Annotated in this window: 20 protein-coding genes; 14 read left to right on the plus strand and 6 right to left on the minus strand. The window is 50.0% G+C overall.

What is annotated here, in order from left to right; genetic code table 11:
* Nucleotides 1-5: 5 nt before the first annotated feature.
* The 4 genes from DWV73_RS10365 to DWV73_RS10380 are packed head-to-tail and all read left to right on the plus strand — an operon-like array spanning nucleotide 6 to nucleotide 3935.
* On the plus strand, nucleotides 6-671 hold the full coding sequence (locus DWV73_RS10365; RefSeq protein ID WP_117796638.1) for a metal ABC transporter ATP-binding protein: 666 nt from the start codon (nucleotides 6-8) through the stop codon (nucleotides 669-671).
* Nucleotides 668-1471, plus strand: coding sequence for a metal ABC transporter permease (locus DWV73_RS10370; RefSeq protein ID WP_117796639.1), 804 nt, complete (start codon nucleotides 668-670; stop codon nucleotides 1469-1471). Before DWV73_RS10365 ends, DWV73_RS10370 begins: the two co-directional genes overlap by 4 nt.
* Entirely contained in the window at nucleotides 1468-3036 is a 1569-nt protein-coding gene (locus DWV73_RS10375) for a permease (RefSeq protein WP_117796640.1), read from the plus strand. The genes DWV73_RS10370 and DWV73_RS10375 overlap by 4 nt, the downstream gene beginning before the upstream one ends.
* Complete coding sequence (locus tag DWV73_RS10380) at nucleotides 3033-3935, plus strand: TIGR03943 family protein (RefSeq protein WP_117796641.1); 903 nt, start codon at nucleotides 3033-3035, stop codon at nucleotides 3933-3935. Before DWV73_RS10375 ends, DWV73_RS10380 begins: the two co-directional genes overlap by 4 nt.
* A gap of 150 nt (nucleotides 3936-4085) precedes the next feature.
* Here DWV73_RS10380 and bsh read toward each other — a convergent pair whose 3' ends face one another.
* Nucleotides 4086-5060: a choloylglycine hydrolase gene (bsh, locus tag DWV73_RS10385; RefSeq protein ID WP_117796642.1), complete on the minus strand. Its 975-nt coding sequence runs from the start codon at nucleotides 5058-5060 to the stop codon at nucleotides 4086-4088.
* Nucleotides 5061-5350: 290 nt separating this feature from the next.
* Between bsh and DWV73_RS10390 the strand changes: the two genes are divergently transcribed.
* Both DWV73_RS10390 and DWV73_RS10395 read left to right on the plus strand, forming a co-directional pair.
* Nucleotides 5351-6475, plus strand: coding sequence for a M20/M25/M40 family metallo-hydrolase (locus tag DWV73_RS10390; RefSeq protein WP_117796643.1), 1125 nt, complete (start codon nucleotides 5351-5353; stop codon nucleotides 6473-6475).
* 302 nt (nucleotides 6476-6777) lie between these two features.
* On the plus strand, nucleotides 6778-7053 hold the full coding sequence (locus tag DWV73_RS10395) for a hypothetical protein (RefSeq protein ID WP_107001717.1): 276 nt from the start codon (nucleotides 6778-6780) through the stop codon (nucleotides 7051-7053).
* A 109-nt stretch (nucleotides 7054-7162) separates the two neighbouring features.
* On the opposite strand, the gene coaBC is transcribed toward DWV73_RS10395, so the two are convergent.
* Nucleotides 7163-8356 carry a bifunctional phosphopantothenoylcysteine decarboxylase/phosphopantothenate--cysteine ligase CoaBC gene (coaBC, locus tag DWV73_RS10400; RefSeq protein ID WP_117796644.1) on the minus strand — a complete coding sequence of 398 codons (1194 nt, stop codon included), beginning with the start codon at nucleotides 8354-8356 and terminating at the stop codon, nucleotides 7163-7165.
* Nucleotides 8357-8957: 601 nt separating this feature from the next.
* Here coaBC and DWV73_RS10405 point away from each other — a divergent pair.
* Together DWV73_RS10405 and DWV73_RS10410 are read left to right on the plus strand one after the other, a co-directional pair.
* Complete coding sequence (locus tag DWV73_RS10405) at nucleotides 8958-9581, plus strand: ECF transporter S component (protein ID WP_107001715.1); 624 nt, start codon at nucleotides 8958-8960, stop codon at nucleotides 9579-9581.
* A 6-nt stretch (nucleotides 9582-9587) separates the two neighbouring features.
* Nucleotides 9588-10352, plus strand: a complete 765-nt coding sequence (locus DWV73_RS10410) for a type III pantothenate kinase (protein ID WP_117796645.1) — start codon at nucleotides 9588-9590, stop codon at nucleotides 10350-10352.
* Between the two features lie 389 nt (nucleotides 10353-10741).
* On the opposite strand, the gene sstT is transcribed toward DWV73_RS10410, so the two are convergent.
* A complete protein-coding gene (sstT, locus tag DWV73_RS10415; RefSeq protein ID WP_117796646.1) occupies nucleotides 10742-11965 on the minus strand; it encodes a serine/threonine transporter SstT in 1224 nt (407 codons plus the stop codon).
* A 417-nt stretch (nucleotides 11966-12382) separates the two neighbouring features.
* Here sstT and DWV73_RS10420 point away from each other — a divergent pair, with 417 nt between their 5' ends.
* The 5 genes from DWV73_RS10420 to DWV73_RS10440 all read left to right on the plus strand — a co-directional run bounded on the left by DWV73_RS10420 (nucleotide 12383) and on the right by DWV73_RS10440 (nucleotide 18392).
* Complete coding sequence (locus DWV73_RS10420; RefSeq protein ID WP_117796647.1) at nucleotides 12383-12892, plus strand: QueT transporter family protein; 510 nt, start codon at nucleotides 12383-12385, stop codon at nucleotides 12890-12892.
* A 225-nt stretch (nucleotides 12893-13117) separates the two neighbouring features.
* A complete protein-coding gene (gene murC / locus DWV73_RS10425) occupies nucleotides 13118-14509 on the plus strand; it encodes a UDP-N-acetylmuramate--L-alanine ligase (protein WP_117796648.1) in 1392 nt (463 codons plus the stop codon).
* A gap of 548 nt (nucleotides 14510-15057) precedes the next feature.
* Entirely contained in the window at nucleotides 15058-16122 is a 1065-nt protein-coding gene (locus DWV73_RS10430) for a DnaD domain protein (protein ID WP_117796649.1), read from the plus strand.
* Nucleotides 16109-17101, plus strand: coding sequence for an ATP-binding protein (locus DWV73_RS10435; protein WP_117796650.1), 993 nt, complete (start codon nucleotides 16109-16111; stop codon nucleotides 17099-17101). Before DWV73_RS10430 ends, DWV73_RS10435 begins: the two co-directional genes overlap by 14 nt.
* A gap of 109 nt (nucleotides 17102-17210) precedes the next feature.
* The gene (locus DWV73_RS10440; RefSeq protein WP_022359580.1) at nucleotides 17211-18392 is read left to right on the plus strand and encodes a ribose-phosphate pyrophosphokinase; all 1182 of its coding nucleotides are present in this window, start codon (nucleotides 17211-17213) and stop codon (nucleotides 18390-18392) included.
* Between the two features lie 122 nt (nucleotides 18393-18514).
* Here the strand turns inward: DWV73_RS10440 and DWV73_RS10445 are convergent, their stop codons facing one another.
* From DWV73_RS10445 to asnS, 3 genes are all read right to left on the minus strand, one after another.
* Entirely contained in the window at nucleotides 18515-20374 is a 1860-nt protein-coding gene (locus tag DWV73_RS10445) for an AAA family ATPase (protein ID WP_117796651.1), read from the minus strand.
* A 5-nt stretch (nucleotides 20375-20379) separates the two neighbouring features.
* Nucleotides 20380-21450, minus strand: a complete 1071-nt coding sequence (locus DWV73_RS10450; protein ID WP_117796652.1) for a DNA repair exonuclease — start codon at nucleotides 21448-21450, stop codon at nucleotides 20380-20382.
* Nucleotides 21451-21577: 127 nt separating this feature from the next.
* Nucleotides 21578-22969 (minus strand): asparagine--tRNA ligase, encoded by a 1392-nt coding sequence (gene asnS, locus DWV73_RS10455; protein WP_107001706.1) that lies wholly within the window; start codon nucleotides 22967-22969, stop codon nucleotides 21578-21580.
* 351 nt (nucleotides 22970-23320) lie between these two features.
* Between asnS and DWV73_RS10460 the strand changes: the two genes are divergently transcribed.
* Complete coding sequence (locus tag DWV73_RS10460) at nucleotides 23321-24184, plus strand: DUF6282 family protein (RefSeq protein ID WP_107001705.1); 864 nt, start codon at nucleotides 23321-23323, stop codon at nucleotides 24182-24184.
* The last annotated feature ends 39 nt before the right edge of the window (nucleotides 24185-24223 follow it).

Here is a 24223-nt window from a genome sequence, read left to right on the forward strand (position 1 = left end):
CGGGCATGAAGATAGTGGATGTAGATCATCTTTCATTTGAATATGGGAACCGCAGAGTGTTACATAATTTAAATTTTTCAATCCGGCAGGGCGATTATGCAGTGCTGACAGGGGAAAATGGAAGCGGTAAAAGCACATTGATGAAAGTATTGTCGGGAGAGTTGGAGTCGGCAAAAGGAAGGGTTGTGATAGCAGGGAGTGATTCTTTGACAGCAGCGCTTCATCGAATCCGCATCGGCTATATGCCGCAAAATGGAACCAGCCGCAACGCATTTTTCCCGGCAACGGTGGAGGAAATCATGGAAACCGGAATGTATCATCCATTCTGGAAAAAGTGGGCTGTTAAAGATAAAAAGGAAAGAATATGCCGGACATTGGAAGAAATGGGAATGAAAGATGCGTTAAACCGGCGGATAGGGGAACTTTCCGGTGGCCAGCAGCAACGGGTTATGTTGGCACGTGTGTTGATTTCCAAACCTCAGCTTCTCCTTCTGGACGAACCGGCTGTCGGAGTGGATCAGGAGTCCCTTCGGCAGTTGGCAGCGGTATTAAAACGCAGAAATCAAGAAGAGGCGATGACAATTTTTTTGATTACCCACGGAAATCAAGCTGTATTTTCCGGAGCAAATCGCTTTTTTAAGATGGAAGAAGGAGGGGTAGAGGAAAAATGAGTATTTTCGAGTATGGATTTATGCAGAGGGCATTTTTAGTAGGAATTTTGCTGGCTGTTATTACGCCGCTGATTGGCATGACGGTAGTACTTAAACGGATGTCGATGGTGGGAGATGCACTGGCCCATGCTTCTTTAGCAGGGGTAGCGATCGGAATGCTGTTTGGAATCAACCCGGTAGCCGGAGCAGGCGGTATCTGTGTGGTGGCAGCGCTGGCAATTGAGGCGATTCGGCGTCGTCTTCCCCGGTATTCAGAAAATGCGATTGCGATCGTTATGTCTGCTGGAATAGGTCTTGCCGGAGTATTGTCCGGATTTGTTAAAAACAGTGCTAACTTTAACAGCTTTTTGTTTGGAAGTATCGTGTCAATCAGCACAGCGGAACTTTTGGGGGTATGTGCTGTCAGCGCAGCGGTACTGCTGCTTCTTATTTTATTTCGGAAGGAACTTTTTTATATAGGATTTGATGAAAATGCAGCCAGAATCTCGGGAGTTCCGGTGCGTAAGGTGAATTTTCTATTTACTGTTTTAACAGCATGTACCGTATCGATCGCATCAAGAACCGTGGGAACCTTAATTATTTCTTCGATGCTGGTGGTTCCGGTAGCGTTTGGAATGCAGATGGGAAACAGTTATCGGATGACGGTTCTGTGGTCTGTTTTGGCAGCGGTCGGGACAACGATTCTTGGATTGTTTATCTCGTACTATTGGGGAACAAAACCGGGTGGTACAATTGTACTTCTGGAAGTCGCGTGCTTTGTGGCAGCTCTTGGAATCAAAGGAAAGGAGATGGGACGATGACAACACCGGTTTATATCGTAGAAGGGTTTCTGGGCAGCGGAAAGACGAAACTGATAGAAAATAGTCTTCGTCTCAGACATTGCCGGAATGTACTGATTTTTCAGTTTGAAGAAGGAGAAGAGGTACTGGATACAAAGGAGGCAGAGAGGTGCAGTTGGAAAATCCGGAGCTGGGATCGGGATGAGCTGGAGACACATCTGGAAGAGGTAGCAGACAGAGTGGAGGTGGAGCTTGAAATCCACCGCTATGAAGAGATCTGGGTGGAGTGGAACGGAATGGAACGTTTTGGAACACTGGAGAAGCTTCTCCTGTCCAATGCGCTCCGACGAAGGATTCATATCGAAAGGGTAATGTATCTGGCAGATGTGGAAATGGCGGGAATGATGCTTGGACAGACCGGGGAAGGTCCGATTTCACAGGTAGCTTCTAGTGATGTGATTTACTTGAGAAATACGGAAGATGAAAACGCGGTAAAGCAGTTGGAGCATATGTGCAAAGCACTGGCGCCATCGACAGAAGTCTGGGAATATTCAAAAGAAGCCCTGTTGGATGAATTGGGAAAACAGAAGGGAAGCCCGCTGTTAGAATGGCTCGCTTTTGCGCTGCTTGCCTGTTTTTTACTGATGGTAGTGGCACTGGCAGAACAGCGAGGCGTGCCGTTGATCCGCTATTTTACTATTTTTATGGGAGTGTTTTTGCAGGCGGTTCCATTTTTACTCTTGGGTGTCCTGATTTCCTCGGCCATTCAGGTCTTCATTCCGGTAGGGGTTCTGGAGCGGATATTTCCGTCTAATCCGGTCTTTGCGATGGGAATGGGAATTGGAGCCGGATTTTTTTTGCCGGTGTGTGACTGTGCGTCGATCCCTGTTTTCCAAGGATTACTGAAAAAAGGGGTTCCGCTTCCGGCTGCCATCTGTTTTATGACGGCAGCACCAATTGTAAATCCCGTTGTACTTCTTTCAACGTATTATGCTTTTAATGGGAGTTTTCGGGCAGTTTTTTACCGGACCGGTCTGGGAATCCTCTGTTCCTTTTTGATTGGCACCAGCTTTTTCATCCGGAAACCGACGGATTATTTGAAAGGAGAAGCTGGAAACACTTCATTTTGTACCTGTGGCTGCTATCGGGAGAGCAGAAGCGGAAGGCTGGGCAGGGCAGAACAATTTTTGTGGCATGCCCGCATGGAATTTTACTCGGTTGCCAGGTATCTGGTTGTGGGAATTGCGGTATCCACCCTGTTTCAGGCGGTGAATCTGGGAGTTTTAAAAGAATGGGGGGCTTCCTGCCTTCCGGTGGCGTTGTTTGCGGCGATTCTGCTGGCATTTCTGCTTTCTCTGTGCTCGTCCTCGGATGCAGTGGTGGCGAGAAGCATGGCGGGAACTTTTTCAACGGTTCCGCTTCTTGGATTTCTCGTATTTGGACCCATGATGGATATCAAAAACGTGATGATGCTGCGAGGATATTTTAAAGCATCGTTTATTGTCAGGCTGGCGCTTACGGTATTTGCAGTCTGCTTTGGAGTGGTGCTTACAGCAGGACTTCTGGGAGGAGGAATGGCAGGATGAGAAGGCATTATATCAATCCGGGGGCACTCATTGAGGCAGTGATAAGCCTCCTCTTTGGACTGAAACTCTTCTGGATGGCGTATACAGGCCAGTATCTTCTCTTTGTGACTCCCAGGATGAAAGGGTATCTGTATTTTGCGGCGCTGGTAATGGCAGTCTGGGCATTTTCCTGCTTTGCCCGGACCGGGATACCGGAATACCGGCAGCATCTGAACCGGACGCTGGTTCTTCTAATCCCACTCATGGCGCTGCAGCTGCCATATCAGGCGCTGGGGGCATCGGGGAATATGTCCTATTCCAGCCAGGGACTGGTACAGGCGGGGCGTCCGAGAGAAGAAAGCGGACAGAATGAGAAGACGGATAAGCAGGCTGTGTCTGGCGAGAGTGAAGCGGCAGTGACACAGGCAGCGGATATGTATACCGGCTCGTCTGATGACGGGACAGAATCCCTAGAAGAAACACAGGGCGGCAATATAGATGAAACAGCAGGAGCACAGGAAGATTCAGAAAGGATCGAAACGCCTCCTGGGCTGGATACAGAAAACAGGCGGATTGTCGTGGATGGTGCCAGTTTTTATCCGTGGCTGGTGCAGCTCAGCTATTATCCGGAGATGTACGAAGGATATGAAATCCAGATGCATGGAACTGTTTACCGGGATGATACACTCACAGTGGGGCAGTTTGGCTTGATCCGTATGCTGATGAGCTGCTGTGTGGCAGATCTGCAGCCCTGCGGACCGCTGTGTATCTGGGATCAGGCGGAAACTCTTTCACAGGATGAATGGGTGACAGTCACAGGAACCTATCATTATGATGAAGAGAAAGGAATGGAGATTCAGGTCTTGAAGGTAGAAAAAGCAGAGGCGGCAGAGGATGAATACGTATATCCGGTTTATTGATGTCGGCCGTTCGGCTTGAACAGGGAGAGGAAATGTTTGCGGAATATTTCCTCTCCCTGCTTTTTGCTTTATAGGAACGTGTGTCCGGAGTCTTCATACGGTGGGCTGCCTGCCATGCGTGAAGAAGAGGATAGAAGAAAATGCTTCGTCCTAATTCTCCCACCGTATCTGTTCCCTCTGTATCAGCGGAAATCTTGAAAGAGTCTCCCCGTCCAGGTTCTCCCGGTTCATATCCACTGCCGTGATCTGATGGTTTTCATATGTCGTGTAGTAGTAAATCCCCTTATCCGCGTTGCAGCAGGAGGTGTAGAGTGTGATTTCATATTTTCCATCGGAGACCTCGCAGCATCCGCGCTGCTGGTCAACCGAACCTAGGATATGGAAAAACTGGCTGACACTTTCTAGTTCGGATGCGCCGGAGCGGGCATTTGATTTTGTAAAAGCGACCCGTGCAAACCGGGAAGCGGAGGAGAGGTCTCCCGGAAGTCCGAGAGCGCCCATGCCGCGGCTGTAGGTTGTAAGCGGCAGATCGGCAGAAAATGTATTCTGCGGCTGCTTCGGGGACAGGTTCATGTAATTGTTGAGGGAAAACAGCTGCTGCGGGAACGGCGGATTGTTTGTCAGGACACCCACCAGATTGTCGTAGATATGCAGTCCGTCCGCCATCGGCTCGATGACGATGCATTCATTTTTATCGGCAAGAATCCAGTGAAGCTGCGCCGGGGCAAACTGCTCGTTGAATGGGGTGTCGGTCAGTACCATCTGGGCGAGGTGGACGCGAGCCTCTTTCACGGACGCGCACTGGCTGAGAATCCAGGGGATGAACTCAAACTGTGCGATGTTGTCATGATCCTCCTGCGGCTTCTGGTAGGAGGCATTGCCGACGAAATTCAGTCCCGCCATGCAAAGCCCTTTCTCATTAAAAGCATCATAATAAAGCGGATAATCCCCCGCCACATGTGCCATGCCGATGATGGCATAGTGGGTCGAAACCGCGCTTGCGTGGCGGAAAGTAAGTGGATAGTTGCGAGGTGTGACGGTTACTTCGTCCCCGTAAGAAAATTCATAATCTAAGGTTCTGCCGAAGTAGAAATCGGCGGTTTTGTAAGTTGCGGCTGTACACATATATGGTCTCTCCTTTTTATCTCAGTCGAGAAGACTCCCACCTCTTCAGGTGGTGAGTAATAGCAAATTTGTCTCACGGACGTTCGACTTGAAATTAAAATTTTTTGTATTTTTAGTATAACAGATTTTTCAGCGAATATAAAAAAGAATATGAAAGTACATTTAAAAATTTCCGCGTTGCTTACAATCATGTTCCGGTGTATAATACACAAAACAGAGAAAAATAGTAGGAATTAGCGGGAGAGTAAAAAATAGATAGAAAAAAGAATGGAAAACAGGAGGAAGTCATCATGGCACAGATTGAGATAAACGAAGCCCGCATCCGCGCCGAATTCGGCGAGTTGGCGCGGATCGACTCGGAAAGTTTCGGGGAACGCGAGCTGGCGGATCGCCTGAAGGAAAAGCTCACAGAGCTGGGAATCCAGGCAAAGGAAGATGACACAGCCGAGAAAATAGGAGGCAATGCGGGAAATCTGTTTGGAACGTTAAAGGGCGGGCTGCCGGGCACGCCGATCCTGCTGTCCGGGCATATGGACACGGTCGCGCCGGGAATCGGAAAGAAGCCGGTTTTTCATGAGGACGGAACCATCACTTCGGATGGAACCACCGTGCTTGGCGCGGACGATCTGACCGGGGTAATCGCCATCTTAGAAGGCATCCGTGCCGTGCAGGAGGCAGGAATCCCGCACCGGGATATCGAGATCCTCTTTGCGGCGGCGGAAGAGCCGTTTACAAGAGGAAGCTCGGAGTTCGATTTCAGCCAGATGAAAGCGAAGGAATCTTACGTTTTGGATGTAACTGGACCAGTCGGGACAGCGATCCTGCAGGCACCGACGATCCTTTCCTTTGAGGCGGCAGTCAAAGGGCGTGCAGCACACGCCGGATTCGAGCCGGAGAAAGGCATCCACGCGATTCAGACGGCGGCCCGCGCGATTGCCGCATTGAAGCTGGGGCACGTGGATGAGGAAACAACCCTGAATGTGGGCTTGATTTCGGGCGGTTCGGTTGTGAATGCCGTTCCGGAACTCTGCACCTGCCGGGGCGAGATCCGCAGCTACAGCCATGAAAAGGCAATGGAGACCCTGGAAGATGTTCGCCATGTCTTTGAAACCGCCGTCAAAGAGGCGGGGGCAGAGCTTTCTTTCACACACCGCCTCCATGTTAAAGCCTTCCATCTGGAACCGGACGCGCCGGTGGCAGTTCATTTTGCCGAGGCCTGCCGCACCCTGGGAATCGAGCCGAAATTCGGCAGCACCTTCGGCGGCAGCGACGGAAACACGATGATGCAGCACGGAATCCCATGCGCGGTGCTTTCATGCGGTATGTACGATGTTCATTCCGTGCGGGAGTATGCGAAGATAGGCGATATTGTAAATGGGGCGAGATTGATCGCGGAGTTGATTACGCAGGGGTAAGAGGCGAGTATAGAGTAAACTTCACAAGTGTTGATAAGACCGTTTGACGATATGCAGCATAAAATATAGTCGAACGGCTTTATTATTTTATTCAAATAAAAATATAGCCGTTCGAACAAAATTTCAACAAAAATACAGAGAGTTTTATCGTAATGATTTCGTAAGAAATTGTCTATATATTTCGGAGGGGAGATCTGATATTATACGAATAAGAAACTAGAAAAGCAATCTTGTAAAAATAAAAAGCGATAACAAATATTTTATGAGATTTTTTGCTTAGATAGAATCGAGAGGTGATCAATATGAAGAAAAAATTCTGGCTGACATTATACAATATAGGCGTCTCTATTTTATTCTTACTGTCATTGTACAGTTATGCAAAAGGCATGGCAGGCTTTTCTTTATTTTTAGCGCTGGCAGTTTTTGGAGAAATTGCGGCAAGGGCTTTTATTGAATGCAAATACTTGCAGGAGAGTCCAGAGATAAAAGAGGATACAGCTTATCGAATCACGAAAGTATTGCGATTGCTTTCTGAAATTATCTTGATCATAGGAGTATGGCGGATTCGTTTTAAATAGCCACATTCTAAAAATAACGCTTATGATATATTCCATATTCAATGAAAGAGGAGGCATCCGTCCATCAACCTCGGTTGCTTCCTCTTTCTCTATCTATTTCAATCAAAATCTATTTCATCATATCGCGTAAAACCGTCAATATTTCCATCGCCGCTGCTTCCTTACTCATCTGCTCCAGATGGCGGGTCTGCTGCTTATCGATCAGCGTGATGACGTTTGTATCGGTTCCGAATCCGGCGCCGGCTACCTTTAAGTTGTTGGCAGCGATCAGATCCAGATTTTTGCGTTCCAGCTTGCCGCGGGCGCGTTCCTCGAGCTGGGAGGTCTCCATCGCGAAGCCGCAGAGCAGCTGTCCCGGACGTTTGTGTGCGCCGAGGTAGCTTAAAGTGTCCTCAGTGCGCTCCAGCGCCAGGCTCAGATCGCCGTCGGATTTCTTGACCTTTTCATCAGAAACGACTGCCGGACGGTAGTCAGCGACGGCTGCCGCCTTGATGATAATGTCCTGTTCCTCACTCCGGGAGGTGACTGCTTCAAAGAGGTCGTGTGCGCTTTTGATGTGGACAGTATTGACAAATGGAGGCGGAGTCAGTGAAGTTTCGCCGGTGACGAGTGTCACGTCGGCACCGCGCAGCATCGCCATCCGTGCCAGCGCATAGCCCATTTTTCCGGTCGAATGGTTCGTGAGGTAGCGCACCGGATCGACCGCTTCCTGGGTCGGACCGGCGGTCACAAGGATCTTCTTTCCGGCGAGATCCTTCGGGTAGGCGATCGCGCGGAGAATATATTCCAGGATCAGCCCCTCATCCGGGAATTTGCCCTTTCCGGAATCGCCGCAGGCGAGCAGACCGCTTGCCGGTTCGATGATGGTAAAGCCGTAATGTTCTAACAGGTGGAGATTATCTTGGGTAATAGGATTCTCATACATCCGTGTGTTCATCGCCGGAGCAATGATGCGCGGGCACTGGCAGGCTAAGAGCGTGGTCGTTAGCATATCATCGGCAAGTCCGTGTGCCAGTTTGGCGCAGACATTGGCGGTCGCCGGGGCGATGATCGCGAGGTCGGCTTTCTTTGCCAGTTCCACATGCTCTACTTCAAATTTAAAATTCCGGTCAAAGGTGTCCGTCAGGCACTTATTGACCGTCAGGGTTTCAAACGTCAGCGGTGTGATAAACTCCATCGCATTTTTTGTCATGATGACATGCACATCGGCGTGCTGTTTCTTTAAAAGGCTGGCAAGGTTTGCTGCCTTGTATGCGGCGATTCCGCCGGTTACTCCCAAAATAATTGTTTTTCCGGTTAACATAATACATATCCTTTCGGTTTGCACTCTGGTTTTCTGGGTCATTTTCGAACAGCATAGCATCTGGAGGAAAAATTGTAAACCTTTTTTGACTTCCGTTCTCTGTTGGGGCTTTGGTAAGCGCACATAACAGGAGAGGAAAGAAACATGTATTTTGTGAAAAGACAATAAAAAACAGCACATATTCTGGTAGAATTGTTGGTTGTATGTTGAAAAGTGATGTGATATAGTGTGGAGGTGTCTGCTGGCTGACCTGGTTTTCACTGGATGTGAACAGGGACAGGCGGCAGCAGTTGTATTGTATCCCATAGAAAACAGGCACCGAACGTGCTGGCAGCAAATCTGCGGAAAGCGGCAGAAGAAAGAAACTTCTGCCGGAATGTGCGTATCTGCATACGGATCTGTATCTGAGATGGAGAATCATACCGGAAGAGACGGGGAATTAAAATGCCCTGGCTCGCGGCTTTTCTGGATGGTATCGCCGGAAAGAACGGAATTTGTAAGGATTTTATGCACATGATATTGGCGCAGGTGAGCGGCAGTCTGATGAACAAAAGGTGCAGCAGGTTTTCAAATCGGGAATAATAACAAGGAGGAAAATTTCATGAACACAACAAACAACACATCTAAACTTGTCATCTTAGGTCTTATGACCGGCATTCTTCTGCTGATGGCGTACACCCCCCTCGGATATCTGAATATTGGGCCGCTGGCGATTACATTTAATGTGATTCCGGTTGCGATCGCGGCGATCACGCTGGGACCGGCAGGCGGCGCAGCGATCGGTGCAGTTTTCGGCATGACCAGCTTTTTACAGTGCATCGGCATCGGCGGCAGCAGTGCGATGGGCGCGATGCTTTTCAGCATTAACCCGTTTCTGGCATTTGTGCAGAGATTCGTTCCACGTATGCTGGATGGTCTTCTGTTAGGCTACATTTTCCAGTTTGTACGCCGCAGAACCGATGCGTACATGGCAAGTCTGGTAACCGGATTCTGTTCCGCGTTTTTAAATACAGTTTTCTTTATGACGGCTTTAGTCGTTCTGTTTGGCAATACCGAATATATGCAGGGGCTGATCGGCGGAAAAAATATCATCCTGTTCGTATGCGGTTTCGTAGGAATCAATGCAGTATGCGAGATGGTATCGTCCACAATCATCACCGGTGCAGTCGGCGCAGCGCTTTACCGGGCAAAATTTGTACCGGCTCTGGAAAAAAGCAGGGGGTAAGACAGTATGATTTTGGCATTGGATATCGGAAATACGAATGTGGTTCTCGGTTGTATTGCGGATGGGGAAATCCTCTTTACCGAGCGGATGGCGACAGACAGCGGGAAAACAGAGCTTGACTATGCGATTTCCCTGAAAATGGTGCTGGAGTTGCGGGAAATCAAGGTAAGTGAGATCACCGGCGCGATCATCGGTTCGGTAGTACCGCCGGTTACCTCCCTGATGCGGGAGGCGATCCGCAAGGTGACGGGGCAGGAAGCTCTGGTCGTCAATGTGGATATGAATATCGGTCTGGAAGTGCTGATGGACAATCCGTCCTCCGTCGGTACCGATCTGATTGTCGGTGCCGTCGCGGGAATCAACCGGTATCCGGTGCCGCTCATTCTGATCGATATGGGAACGGCAACCACCATCTGTGTGGTGAATGAGAACAAGCAGTACATCGGCGGCATGATTCTGCCGGGAATAGGTGTATCGATGAATTCCCTGACCAGCCGGACCGCCCAGCTTCCGCGCATCAGCCTTGACTCGCCAAAGCGCCTGATCGGCAAGAATACGGTTGAATGTATGCAGAGCGGCGCTCTCTATGGCAATGCGTCCTGCATCGACGGCATGGTAGACCGGATTGAAGAGGAACTCGGCCAGAAAGCCACCGTTGTAGCCACCGGCGGTCTTGCCAGAAAAATCATTCCGCTGTGCCGACATCAGATAGAATTAGATGATGAATTGTTATTGCGGGGGTTGTGGATTATCTATAAGAAGAATAAATAAGATAAAAGCGGCTGGAAAAAATCTAGCCGCTTTTAAAATGCAATTAAAAAAGATGCAGAAGCACAAATATAGTGCGAGTGATTAATTTCTGTGTTATACTGATACAGCTACCACCCCTAGACAGGTGCGGAAAGGGGGTGTACTGTGTGGGAGGAATACTGTCATTCGTGCTCTCTGTGATAGCCAGCATTGTGGCTTACTATATTTGTAAGTGGCTGGATGGAGATGAGTAGGTAGCAAAGGTTTAAGCCTCCTTTTCAAAAAAGGCGAGCCCCCGGTGTCAGCACACACCGGGGGCTTTTTGTGTACTCTGTGAGTACTGTCATTCGTTTGCCTATTGGCATTATAGCATATGGAAAAATTGATTTCAATATGCATATAATATAATTTTAATAGGTAATCTCCCGTCCTTCTTTTCTCCACTCCCTAAACTGTGCCGCTGCGGAAAGCAGAAGATCGCAGGAAGAGTTGAGTGCTGTCTCGACCGAATCCTGTACTACACCGATGATAAATCCGACACCGATGACCTGCATGGCCACATCGTTGGAGATGCCAAACAAGGAGCAGGCAAGCGGAATTAAGAGCAGGGAACCACCGGCAACACCGGATGCGCCGCAGGCGGAAAGTGCCGACAGGACGCTTAAAATGATGGCGGTCGGAATATCCACCGGAATTCCCAGCGTATTGGCTGCCGCCAGCGTCATGACGGTGATGGTAACAGCCGCACCGTTCATATTGATGGTCGCACCGAGCGGGATGGTAACAGAGTAGGTATTTTTGTCCAGTCCCATTTCCTCGCAGACTTCCATGTTGATCGGGATATTTGCCGCTGAGCTCCGGGTAAAGAAGGCGGTGACCGCGCTTCGTTTCAGACACTTGAAAATCAGCGGGAACGGGTTTTGGCGGATGCACCAGTATACGAGAATCGGGTTGGTTACGAAGTAGATAAACAGCATCGAGCCAACCAGCACAGCGAGAAGCCGTCCATATTCGGTAAATACCTGTAAACCGTTGGTGGATACAGTGTCAAACACAAGTCCGAGAATACCGAACGGGGCAAAGTTGATGATCCAGGTAACAACCTTGGACAGTGCCGCTGCAAAATTGTCCATAATTTCTTTCGTGCGTTCGCTGGCGCCGCGCATCGCCACGCCGAAGAGAACCGCCCACGCCAGGATACCGATGTAGTTTGCCTCTGCGATGGAGGTGATCGGGTTCTTTACGACATTTAATAAAAGTGTCTGCAGGACTTCTGCGATTCCCTGCGGGGCAGAGGTTTCTTCTGCAGCCTGTGCAAGTGTCAGGGTGATCGGGAACAGTTTACTTGCGACGACCGCGATCACAGAGCCGAGCAGTGTGTTGAACAGGTAAAGGCAGACAACGGTGCGGATGATGCCGCCGTGGCTCTGCTTTGCCTGACAGAGGGAACTGATAACAAGGAAAAATACGAGCAGGGGCGCGATGCCCTTTAATGCGTTGACAAATAGATTTCCAAGGATTGAGAGTCCGACTGCCTGCGGAATCATCATTCCCAGGACAGCGCCGAGAATCATGCCGCCCAGAATTCGTTTAGGCAGGCTGATGGCTGTCCAGCGTTCATAGAGTGCTTTCATAAAATACATACTTCCTTTGTGATGATGAAATGGGGTTGACGAGTGTCGGGGAGCTGAGTCAAATGTGCAAATGCAATATCTCCCGAATGATTCAACTGTCTGTGCAGCATCCGGCACAAAATCATGTAGATTCTATTATACAGGAGATAGAAAGAAAGGGAAAGTGCTTTTTTATGGCAGAGTGATAGAGAAATAGAGAAAAAATTTTTGCCCGTGTTCCGTGTGGCCAGTGGCAGAACTTGCAGTGGCGATAAGCGAAAAGAAAACTTGTATTTCTATCTGCTCTATGTTATACTCATACCCGTTGCAAAGCCCATAAAAACAAGGTCTTACAGGGCTTCCGCCGATTCCCGGCGTAAAATGAATCGAGTGTTCGTGACCTTCCACTCGTAAAACAAAACTAAAGGAGAATTGAATATGAAAGAAAACAACCTGAAAAACACGTATTTTCTGGCGTATGGCGCGGTGATCGCGGCCATCTACGTAGCGCTGACGATGGCATTCCAGCCGATCAGCTTCGGACCGGTGCAGTTCCGTATTTCGGAAGCACTCTGCATCCTGCCGTTCTTTACCCCGGCAGCGATCCCGGGACTCTTTGTCGGATGCTTTTTATCCAATCTGTTCTGCGGGGCAGCCGGACTGGATATCGTATTCGGAAGCCTGGCAACCCTGATCGGGGCAGTCGGCTCCTATGCGCTCCGCAAGAGTAAGGTTTTAGTATGTGTACCGCCGATCCTGGCCAACACGATCATTGTACCGTGGGTGCTCCGGTTTGCATACGGCTCTGAGGATCTGATTCCGTTCATGATGCTGACCGTCGGGATCGGCGAGGTGCTGGCAATCGGCGTGCTGGGAAGCATTCTTCTGGCGGCGTTAAACCGTTATAAAACCATGCTGTTCGGCAAGTGTCTGGCAACGGGACGCTAAGAAAAAGACATAACTTAAATGATATAAAAGATGCATGTTACAGACGGATCGCAGTGCGATGGCTGGCGTGTATCTTTTATTTTTTTTTGCCTTATATTGACAATTTCATGTAAAAGAAGTTAAATTAAAAGGACGTGAAAACACAATGCCTCGCGGTTCCATATCGTTTTTCTATGGCGTCTGCGAAAACAAAAACCGCCTGCGGCGGGGAAGGAATGCACAAATATGAGTGAGAATGTATATCAGATTGATTTTAATAAACCAGAATCCGTCCATTTCATCGGAATCGGCGGTATCAGCATGAGTGGACTGGCAGAGATTTTGATGGACGAGGGATTCACTGTGTCCGGCTCGGACGCACACCGTTCGGAGCTGACCGATAACCTGGAGGCGCGCGGCGCGAAGGTATATATCGGACAGAAAGCGGAGAATATCCAGGATGGCATCGATGTGGTAGTCTACACGGCGGCGATTCACCCGGATAACCCGGAATTTCAGGAAGTAAAACGGCGCGGCATCCCGATGCTGACCCGTGCGGAACTCTTGGGCGAGATGATGCGGAACTATAAAAATGCGATCGCGATTGCCGGAACACACGGCAAAACGACAACCACTTCGATGGTGACGGAGATTTTCTTGCAGGCGAAAAATGACCCGACGATCTCGGTCGGCGGCATTCTTCCGGCGATCGGCGGCAACATCCGTGTCGGCGGACCGGAATTTTTCGTGACAGAGGCGTGTGAGTATACCAACAGCTTCCTATCCTTTTACCCGACGATGGCGGTCATCCTTAATATAGAAGAAGATCATCTCGATTTCTTCAAGGATCTGGCGGATATCCGCCGCTCCTTCAAGCTGTTTGCCGAGCGCGTACCGGCTCAGGGCGCGGTTGTCATCAACGGCGATATCGAGAACTATCAGGAGATCATAGAAGCGGTAAAAGGCAAGGTCATTACTTTCGGTCACAGCCGCGGCAACGATTACAGCGCTGGTGATATCCAGTATGACGCTTACGCGCATCCGTCCTTCGACCTTTATATCGGCGGCGAGAAGAAAGAGCGCCTGACGCTCGGTGTGGCAGGTGAGCACAATGTATATAATGCGCTGGCAGCTATTGCAGTTTCCCTGGAAAATGGTATCTCCATGGATGCCATCCGTGCGGGACTGGCACATTTTACCGGAACGAACCGCCGGTTCGAAAAGAAGGGTGAGGTAAATGGATTTACCATCATCGACGACTATGCGCATCATCCGCATGAGATCGAGGCTACCTTAAAGACGGCGCAGAACTATCCACACAAGACACTCTGGTGCATTTTCCAGCCGCACACCTACACGCGGACGAAGGCATTTCTGCCGCAGTTTGCCGAGGCGCTCTCACTGGCAGATAAAGTCATTCTGGCGGATATCTACGCGGCGCGCGAGACGGACACGCTCGGCATCAGCTCAGAGGATATCGTGAAACTTCTAAAAGAAAAAGGAAAAGAAGCATGGTATCTGCCGACGTTCGATGAAATAGAAAAATTTGTCATGGAACATTGTACACAGGGCGACCTGTTGATAACCATGGGCGCCGGAGACGTTGTAAATGTAGGGGAAAACCTCCTTGCGAAATAGATGCACTCCGAGTGTACATATAGTTATCCACATTATCCACATAGTTTTCAACATATTATGTAAAGGAACTATGTGGATTTTTTGCGCCTAAATGCGGAAATGGGGAAATGCCGAAAATGTTGATAAAATAAGGATTTTGTCGGAGGAAGGGTTATTTTTTGAGGATTTTTGAAGGCTTTTTCCACATTATCCACATTATCCACAATCAAAATAGTGGAAAAATTGGTCTAAAAGTGTCGGCCGCGAACCATAATTAGGAGTATTTCTTTTTAAAAAAAGGTATGTTATGATAGGAACAGACGCAGTGAACCTGTGATAAATGGATGAAAACTGTCTTGTCCGGAGCAAAATTGTGGAAAAGTCCGGAAACAAAATCAAAACGGTGGAAAAGTAAGAAAACAGGAAGATTTGGATGGAACAAATAGAGAATATTTCAAAATAAAAGTAAAATACAGCAGTTTGAATGGTTTACACAGCCGCAGGCTGCTGATAGATAAATGGTAACAGGAAATGTGAGGACACAGAATGGCTAAGAGGGAAATTAGACGATGGGAATAGGATTCAAAAACCGGCTGGCGGTGGGCGCGACGCCGGTTCCGGACGTATTTATTGATACATATATGGCGGGAGCCAGTGGAGAATATGTGAAGGTATATCTGTACCTGCTCCGCCACCAGCAGGAGGAAGTCTCGATCGGACAGATCGCGGACGCGCTCAACCACACGGAGGCGGACGTGCAGCGCGCGCTGGCATACTGGCAGAGAGCCGGGGTGCTGGGAACGGAAGTCGGTGAAGAGGCACAGCGATCGTTTCAGGAGACGCCGGGACAGCAAATTTCACCGGTTTTTGCTTCAACGGAATCCCAGGCAAGTGCTGGTTCTTTTGCGCCATCTGCCAAAACTGCCGCCCGGGAAGCCGCAGCCTGCGATATGTCACGTCTGACCTCGGATGAGTCGTTTAAGCAGCTCATTTATATTGCCCAGCAGTATTTAAACAAGCTGCTCACACCGACAGACTGCCAGATTCTTGGAAATCTCTATTCGAATCTGGGATTTTCCGGGGAATTGCTGGAATACCTGATTGAGTACTGCGTGCAGAACCACCACACCAGCCTGCGCTATATGGAAAAGGTGGCGCTCGGCTGGCATAAGCGCGGCATCAAGGATGTGGAACAGGCGAAAGCGAGCGGCAGGGGCTACACGAAGGGTTCATTCGCGGTTATGCGGGCGATGGGGCTTTCGGACCGGAGTCCGGCGGAGGTCGAGAGTGAATTTATCGAAAAATGGTTCTGGGAGTACGGTTTCACGCGGGAGCTGATCGTCGAGGCGTGCAGCCGCACGATCCGGCAGATACATAAACCGTCGTTTGACTATGCAGACAAGATCCTGCGGGATTGGAAAAATGCCGGCGTCAAGAGCTTCCGGGATGTGTCAGAGCTAGATAAAAAACGGAAGGAAGAAGGCGGGGCGAAGCGCCGGCAGGCGTCTGCAGGCAGCAGCCGTTCTTCCAACCGGTTCCACAATCTAGAGGAACACGGATATGATTACGACGAGATGGTATGGAGCATGATAAACGGAGCGCAGAAGACAGGAGGGGACGATGGCACTCAGTAATTCGCAGTATGAATCGATCATGCGTGTTTATAACCGGACACAGCTTCAGAAGAAACATGAGCTGGACGCGCGGGTTGACGAGGTCTATGAGAAAATACCGGCGGTCCGGGAGATGAACGACGCGATCGCCGCCGCGGCGGTCAAGAGCGCGAAAGAGCTTCTGGCGGGCGATGCGGACGCGGTGAAACGTCTGCGAGGGACAATCGCAGACCTGAAAGAGCAGCGCCAGGTGCTGATGAGCGCCTACGGCTATCCGGCGGACTATCTGGAGATGCAGTATAATTGTCCGGACTGTAAGGATACCGGGTACAAAGACGGCAAAAAATGCCACTGTTTCCGTCAGCGGGAGATCGATCTGTTATACGCCCAGTCGAATATCCGGGAAGTGCTGGAGCGGGAAAATTTTTCTCATTTTTCCTATGATTATTTTGATGACACGAAGATCGATCCGCGTAGCGGCAAGACTGCCCGCGCGTATATGGAGCAGGTGACGGCGTTCTGCCACCGCTATGTGGACGGATTTAAAGAAGAAAAGGGAAATATCTTATTTACCGGAAAAACGGGGCTTGGAAAGACGTTTTTAAGCAACTGCATCGCGAAAGAGCTGATTGAGCGCTGTTTCAGCGTCGTGTATCTCCCAGCGGTGGAGATGTATGAGATATTTTCAAGGGACCGCTTCGCAAATGATGCGACCGATGAGGATCGCGACCGCTCCCAGTATTTATTAGAGTGCGATCTGCTGATCATCGACGATCTGGGGACGGAACTGGTGAATACGTTTACGACTTCCCAGCTCTTCTATGTGGTCAACGAGCGCTTAAACCGGAAGAAAGGCACGATCATTTCCACCAATCTGCCGGTCAATGAGATGCGCGACGAGTTTACCGATCGCGTCATGTCACGGATCATAAGCCAGTATCAGATCATTCCGCTCTACGGCGAGGATATCCGGATACGAAAAAAGCTGGAAAACCGGTAATGGGTTGACTTATAAGGGACATAATGATATAAAAGAGACGTTAGAATGCGCTAACATATGCAAAAAAAGCGAATTAACAGAGAGTAAACAGGCTGGAGGAAAATGGAAAATGCTGTACGAAGAGAAAATCATTGAGACGATACCGGTAGGTCCGCTGGGACTGATTCCATTAAAGGGATGTGAGGAACTGGTAGGCAAGGTAGACAAATATCTGGTGGACTGGAGAAATGAGCGCGAGAGCGAGCACAAGACGTCGATCGCATTTTCAGGTTATCAGAGAGACTCCTACATCATCGGGGCAAACACACCGAGATTTGGTTCCGGCGAGGCAAAGGGCGAGATCAAGGCGTCGGTGCGCGGCGATGATCTGTATCTGATCGTGGATGTCTGCAACTACAGCCAGACATATTCTCTGTGCGGCATGGTAAACCATATGTCCCCGGATGATCATTATCAGGATCTGAAACGTGTCATTGCGGCAGCAGGTGGAAAGGCACGCCGTATCAACGTAATCATGCCGTTCCTGTATGAGAGCCGCCAGCATAAGCGCTCCGGCCGTGAGTCCTTAGACTGCGCGCTGGCACTGGAAGAGCTGGTAGATATGGGCGTTGAGAATATCATTACCTTTGATGCACACGATCCGCGTGTCCAGAACGCAATTCCGCTCAAGGGTTTTGAGACCGTTCAGCCGATTTACCAGTTTATCAAATATCTGCTGAAAAATGAGAAAGAGCTGGAGATCGACAGCGATCACATGATGGTCATCAGCCCGGATGAGGGCGGTATGTCCCGCGCTGTCTTCTTCTCCAACGTGCTGGGACTCGACATGGGTATGTTCTACAAACGCCGCGATTACACCAGGATCGTCAACGGACGCAACCCGATCGTTGCTCATGAGTTCTTGGGATCCAGCGTAGAGGGCAAGGATGTCCTGATCATCGATGATATGATCTCCTCTGGCGAGAGCATGTTAGATGTAGCGAAGGAATTAAAGAGCCGCAAGGCGAGAAAGGTATTCGTATGTGCGACCTTCGGTCTGTTTACCAACGGACTGCAGAAGTTTGACGAGTACTATGAGAACGGTCTGATCGACCGCGTCCTGACCACCAACCTGGTATACCAGACACCGGAGCTTCTCTCCAGACCGTACTATATCAGCGTCGATATGAGCAAATACATCGCGCTCATCATCGATAACCTGAACCACGATGCCTCCTTAAGCGAGCTGTTAAATCCGACTGGACGTATCAATAAGCTGCTGGCGAAGTATCGGGCGGGAATACGGGACTAAAAATAGACCTTTAAAATAGAAACAAAAAGAACGTCATTTCCGGACCAATACATGTCAGAAAATGGCGTTCTTTTTAATGTCATAGGAAACAGGCAATGTCACGGTTATGTATGAAAGGAGTCCTACAACCGCACTTCATGCACCGCAGCTCCTTCTTCCTTCAGCACCCGCATCTCCCTCTCATGACAAGTAAATACAAGAATCTGCCCGGAATAGGCGGTTGGCAGCCATTTGAGGACGGTTCTCAGGCGCTCGTCGTCGTAGAGGACGAAGCTGTCGTCAAAGATGAGCGGCAGCCGGTCTGCATCGCCCTGGATAAAGTGGGCGGCGGCGAGGCGCAGCGCCAGATAGATCTGGTCGGCGGTGCCGCTGCTGACCTGTTCAAGCGGGATCAGCTTCCGGCGGGTGTTTAAAAACGCATTCAGGTTCTCATCGATGCTGATGCTGGAATAAATTCCGCCGGTAATTCCGGCGATCAGGTCGGACGCAGTCTTATTTAAGTACAGGCCGAAAGAATCCCGGATGGTGGTGGAAAGCTCTTTTAAGGTATCAAGCGCCAGATCCACGGAGGCGATCTCCTGATGGATGCGCTCATTTTCATTTAAAATGTGTTTGAGCGCCGCTGCCCGGTCTTTGCAGGCGGATAGGTGCTCCAGCTTTTTTTCTAACTCCCATTGGACGCGTTGCTGTTCCTCGATGACAAGGCTGCAGTCATTCTGCTTTGCCATCAGCGCCGAGATCTGTTCGGAACGTTTTACCAGTGAATCCTCCGAGTTTGTAACGGCGTGGCAGAGCGTGATGAAGCGGTCCAGCCGCTGGGACAAAAGCTTCATGGATTCATCCGAAATCTCGGATTCGCCCAGGTGGCGGCGCAAAATCTCCGATAAAACAGAGGCACTTTTCTCCGCCTCCTGCCTGCGGCGGCTCCGGTGCCGTGTGACGCAGATTCCCAGCATGAGAAGCACAAGAGCGGCGACGCCAAAGATGAGGGCGGTGGGACCAGCTCCCAGCCACGGAGACGGAAGCGGGAAGAACGCCAGATATCCGCAGTATGCCGCGCAGATGGCGCAGATCGCCGCTGTGACAAAGAAAAACACCTGGAAAAACCGGGATCCCTTGCTGGAGGAAGACACCTGTGCATGCTGATAGTCCTGGTAGAGTGTTTCAGCCTGATTGCGGTACGCCTCGATGGACGCCTCGTCCGTAAAGGAAAACTCATCCAGTACCTGACGGCTCTTCTGCAGCCGGTCGGATAAATCTTCTTTTTCTATTTTCTGATGTTCCAGTTCATTTCGGACCGAGTCACGCAGCCTTGAGTATTCCTGTAACTGATTCTCATATTTTGGCGAAGAAAGCTCGCGTTCCAGCGCGCGGATCTCGCTAAGAAGGGAGGTATAGTTGACCGAAGCCTCCGGGCTTAACTGGGATTCAAATTGTTTGCGCTGATTTTTCAGATAGGCGGTCGCCTTGGTAATATTGAGCGCCATATTGCCGGATGTATTCATGTTGGCAATATAGTTTTTCAGTTCCGAAACCATGCCTTCATCGGTCGCACTCTTTAACTGGCTGATGCTGATGGTGTTGTTGTACATGGTTTCACTCATGCCGCCCAAAATTTCCTGCAAAACGGCGCGGCCGTCCGGTTCCTCGCGTCCGGTCGTCTCGTTGATGACGGTAAATTCCTTCTTATTTTTCTGGAACGAGCGCTCGATCCGGTAAATGGTGCCGTCGTCGGATTCAAGCCGGAGCTGCCCCTCGTAGGTGCCGCTGTTTTCCCATGGCTCATATTTGCTGTAGATGTCGTTTCTGGCGGCGCGCCCCCTCTGACGCTCGATGCCGAAGAGCATGCCGCGGATAAAGGTGTGGATCGTGGATTTGCCGGCTTCATTTTTACCGTAAATGACGTTTAACCCATCCTCAAAGGAGACGGCTGTGTCATGAAATTTTCCAAACCCACTGATATAAAGATCAAGAAAACGCATGGAAGCTAACTCCTTTCATCGGTGGTGAGAAGCAGGGCGTGGATGCCGTAAAACAGCGCCTTTTTCTCCACCGGACTCATGTCCGGTTTTTTCAGTGCCTGGATGTAAAAGCCGATCATATCGCTTGGATGCTCGGCAAACAGGGCGGAAAAATCGTATTGCGGTTCCGTCTCATCGATGATATCCGCGATGCGGAAACGCAGCTTTAAGGCGTCCAGATCGAAGGAAATATCGGGATCGCGCATGCCCTGCACCTTGAAGCGGAAAATATTGTCATTGCCGCGCTGTTCGATCTCATGGGCGATTTTTAAGTACAGCTCCGTGTTGGTCGTATCCGGCGTGACGCGGACGATGAGCGGGATGTAGCGGAGCTTCGCCATCGGAATAAAGTCCAGTGTCGTTACCTGACAGCTTTCCGGGTCGATCTCGCCGTAAAGGATGCCGTGCCTGCCGGTCTCGGTCTTATCAAGCGGCTCCGGGGAACCGCAGTATGCCATCTTTTTGTCCAGTAGGATCTCTGGCCTGTGGATGTGCCCCAGTGCGATATACGAAAATCCGGAGGAAGCCAGCGCCGCCCGGTCAATCGGGACGTGGTTCGCGTCGCCGCCGTGCCCCAGCAGAATGTGGATTTTTCCATCCTCCGGCGCTTCAAGAGCATCGAGGCGCGGCTCCGGGATCTCCGCAGTATAGTAAGAAAAGCCGGTCACCTCGGTGTTGATATCCTCAAAATAGACGGATGAGACATCCTCACTTTCCAGAAACGTCACGTTGGAAGCCCAGGAAAAGCTTAAAACAGCTGAATTTTTGCGGATCCGGTCGTGATTGCCCGCGATGATGACAACCTGTGTTTGCGGGATCGTGGAAAACAGGTAATTGACCTCTTTCAGGTCGCGCAGCAGCGGCTGGCGGTGGAACAGATCCCCCGCGATGAACAGGCAGTCCACGCGCAGTTCTTTTGCCTTGGCGATGATGGCGGTAAACGTATCGCGGATATCGCGGCTGCGCTCCCGGCTCCACGGCTTGTCGCTGTCCGGGGACATGCCCCAGTGGATATCGCCGGTATGGATAAATTTCACATTCTCTCCCCCTTTCAGGAGTCTGTCACTCCGTATGTACATATTGAAATAATAATAGAAAAGGGACTGCTGCAAATAGCAGAAAGCAGATTCCAGTATTTGCGACAGCCCCATAGTTGCTTATTGTTTACAGTTCACAGTTGTTTACGGTTCTCGGGAACGGGATGACATCGCGGATGTTGGAAACGCCGGTTAAGTACATCACGCAGCGCTCGAATCCAAGACCAAATCCGGAGTGTCTTGCGGAACCGTATTTACGCAGATCCAGATAGAAATCGTAGTCCTCCTTTTTAAGTCCAAGCTCGTCCATACGCGCCTCTAACTTCTCTAAGCTGTCCTCACGCTGGCTGCCGCCGATGATCTCGCCGATGCCCGGTACGAGACAGTCCATCGCTGCAACGGTCTTGCCGTCCTCGTTCATCTTCATGTAGAATGCCTTGATCTCCTTCGGATAATCGGTAACGAAGACCGGTTTCTGGAAGATCTTCTCGGTTAAGTAGCGCTCATGCTCGGTCTGTAAGTCACAGCCCCAGAATACCTTGTAGTCGAATTCGTCGTTGTGCTCTTCGAGGATGCGGACAGCCTCTGTGTAGGTTACATGACCGAATTCGGAATTTAATACGTGGTTTAAGCGGTCAAGGAGTCCCTTGTCGATGAACTGGTTGAAGAAATTCATCTCTTCCGGTGCGTGCTCTAAGACGTAGCGGATGACATATTTTAACATATCCTCGGCAACTTCCATGTTGTCGTTCAGATCCGCAAATGCCATCTCCGGCTCGATCATCCAGAACTCAGCTGCATGACGGGTCGTGTTGGAGTTCTCTGCGCGGAAGGTCGGTCCGAAGGTGTAGATATTGCGGAATGCCATCGCGTAGGTCTCGCCGTTTAACTGACCGCTGACAGTTAAGTTAGTTGGTTTTCCGAAGAAATCCTGGGAGTAGTCAACCGTGCCGTCGTCCTTTTTCGGAACATTGTTCAGATCCATCGTGGTAACCTGGAACATCTCACCGGCGCCCTCGCAGTCACTTGCGGTAATCAGTGGAGTGTGGACATACACGAAATCGCGCTCCTGGAAATACTGATGGATCGCGTAAGCTGCCAGGGAACGTACACGGAACACAGCCTGGAAGGTGTTGGTTCTCGGACGCAGGTGGGAGATGGTACGCAGATACTCAAGGCTGTGGCGTTTCTTCTGAAGCGGATAATCCGAAGCGGACGGTCCCTCAACGGCTACCTCGGTCGCCTGAATCTCGAACGGCTGCTTTGCCTCCGGGGTTGCAACCAGGGTACCTTTTACGATAATGGATGCGCCTACGTTTAACTTGGAGATCTCCGCAAAGTTCGGCATTGTATCATGGTAAACAACCTGAAGTGTCTCAAAGTAGCTGCCATCGCTCACAACGATGAAGCCAAAGTTCTTGGAACCGCGCACGCTTCGTACCCAGCCGCCGATCTGAACTTCTTTGTCCAGATACGTCTCTCTGGAACGGTAAATTTCTCTTACAGTGGTTAAATTCATCTCAGTAAACTCCTTATTTTGCAAAATAAACTTTCTCATGCGGACTGCCCTGCAGTGTGCAGACCGTGTTTAACTTTCATTATACTGTATTTTCCTTGTAGATTCAAGGGACGGAGGGAAATTTGCTAGGGGAAGAAACCTGCCCGTATAAAAAGTGACAGCTTTAAAAATTAACAGAAACAAATGCAAAAACAGAAGGAAAGGGCAGAAAACAAGCTGGGTATTGTGTCAACTCTGTGAATACTTGTTTTACAGAGACAAATGCCCGGTGTTAGAATGGGGATAAAGAAAGAAAACCGCGGAATACTTTCAAAGAGTCTATCAAACGGAAAGGGTGTAGACAGAAGAATTATGACTGAACTTGACGCAAATAAAAAAGCGGAAGAGCTTCTGAAAGGTGCGTACGATTTACATGTACATTCATCGCCCTCTGTTTTTCCGAGAGAATTGGATGGATTCCAGTTGATCCGGGAGGCAGACGCGGCAGGAATGGCGGGAGTGATGCTGAAAAGTCATTATGAATCAACGGCTTTGCGGGCAGAACTGATCAACCGCTACAGCGGCTGTAAGGCGAAAGCGTATGGCGGGCTCTGCCTCAACTGCCCGGCGGGCGGCTTGAATGTATACGCGGTGAAAAATGCATTGCGGGCGGGGGCAAAAATTGTATGGATGCCGACCCGGGATGCGAAAAACAGCCTAGTATTCGGAAACATGGAGGGAGATTTCTTCGACCGCAGGGGTATTACCATTCTGGAACAGGATGGAACATTAAAAGAATGCGTCTACGACATCATGGATGCTATCAAGGAAAAAGACGCATTTCTGGCAACAGGACATATCAGCCCGGAGGAATCCCTGATTTTATGCAGGGAAGGACGGAAACGGGGGGTCAATATGATTTTGACACATCCAGAGTTTCCAAGGACGAGGATAGGAAGAGACGATCAGGCGGAACTGGCGAAGCTGGGGGTTGTGATTGAGAAGAACTGGTTTAATCTGGCACAGAAAAGTGTGATGCCGGAAGAGATGGCAGAGACGATTCGGACCGTTGGAAGTGGACACGTATATCTGGCAACGGACCGCGGGCAGAAAGGGGCGCCGACACCCGTTTCGGAATTGAAACGGTTTATCGCCGTGATGCTGACCTGTGGGATTGCGGAAGCACAGATACGGGACATGGTCCAGAAGGTACCGGAAGAAGTGGTATGCAGATAAATTTATATAAATGCACATTTTTTAGAAGGAGGATTTTAC

The sequence above is a fragment of the Clostridium sp. AF12-41 genome, from assembly GCF_003461685.1.
In the GTDB taxonomy this organism is placed as follows: domain Bacteria; phylum Bacillota; class Clostridia; order Lachnospirales; family Lachnospiraceae; genus Otoolea; species Otoolea fessa.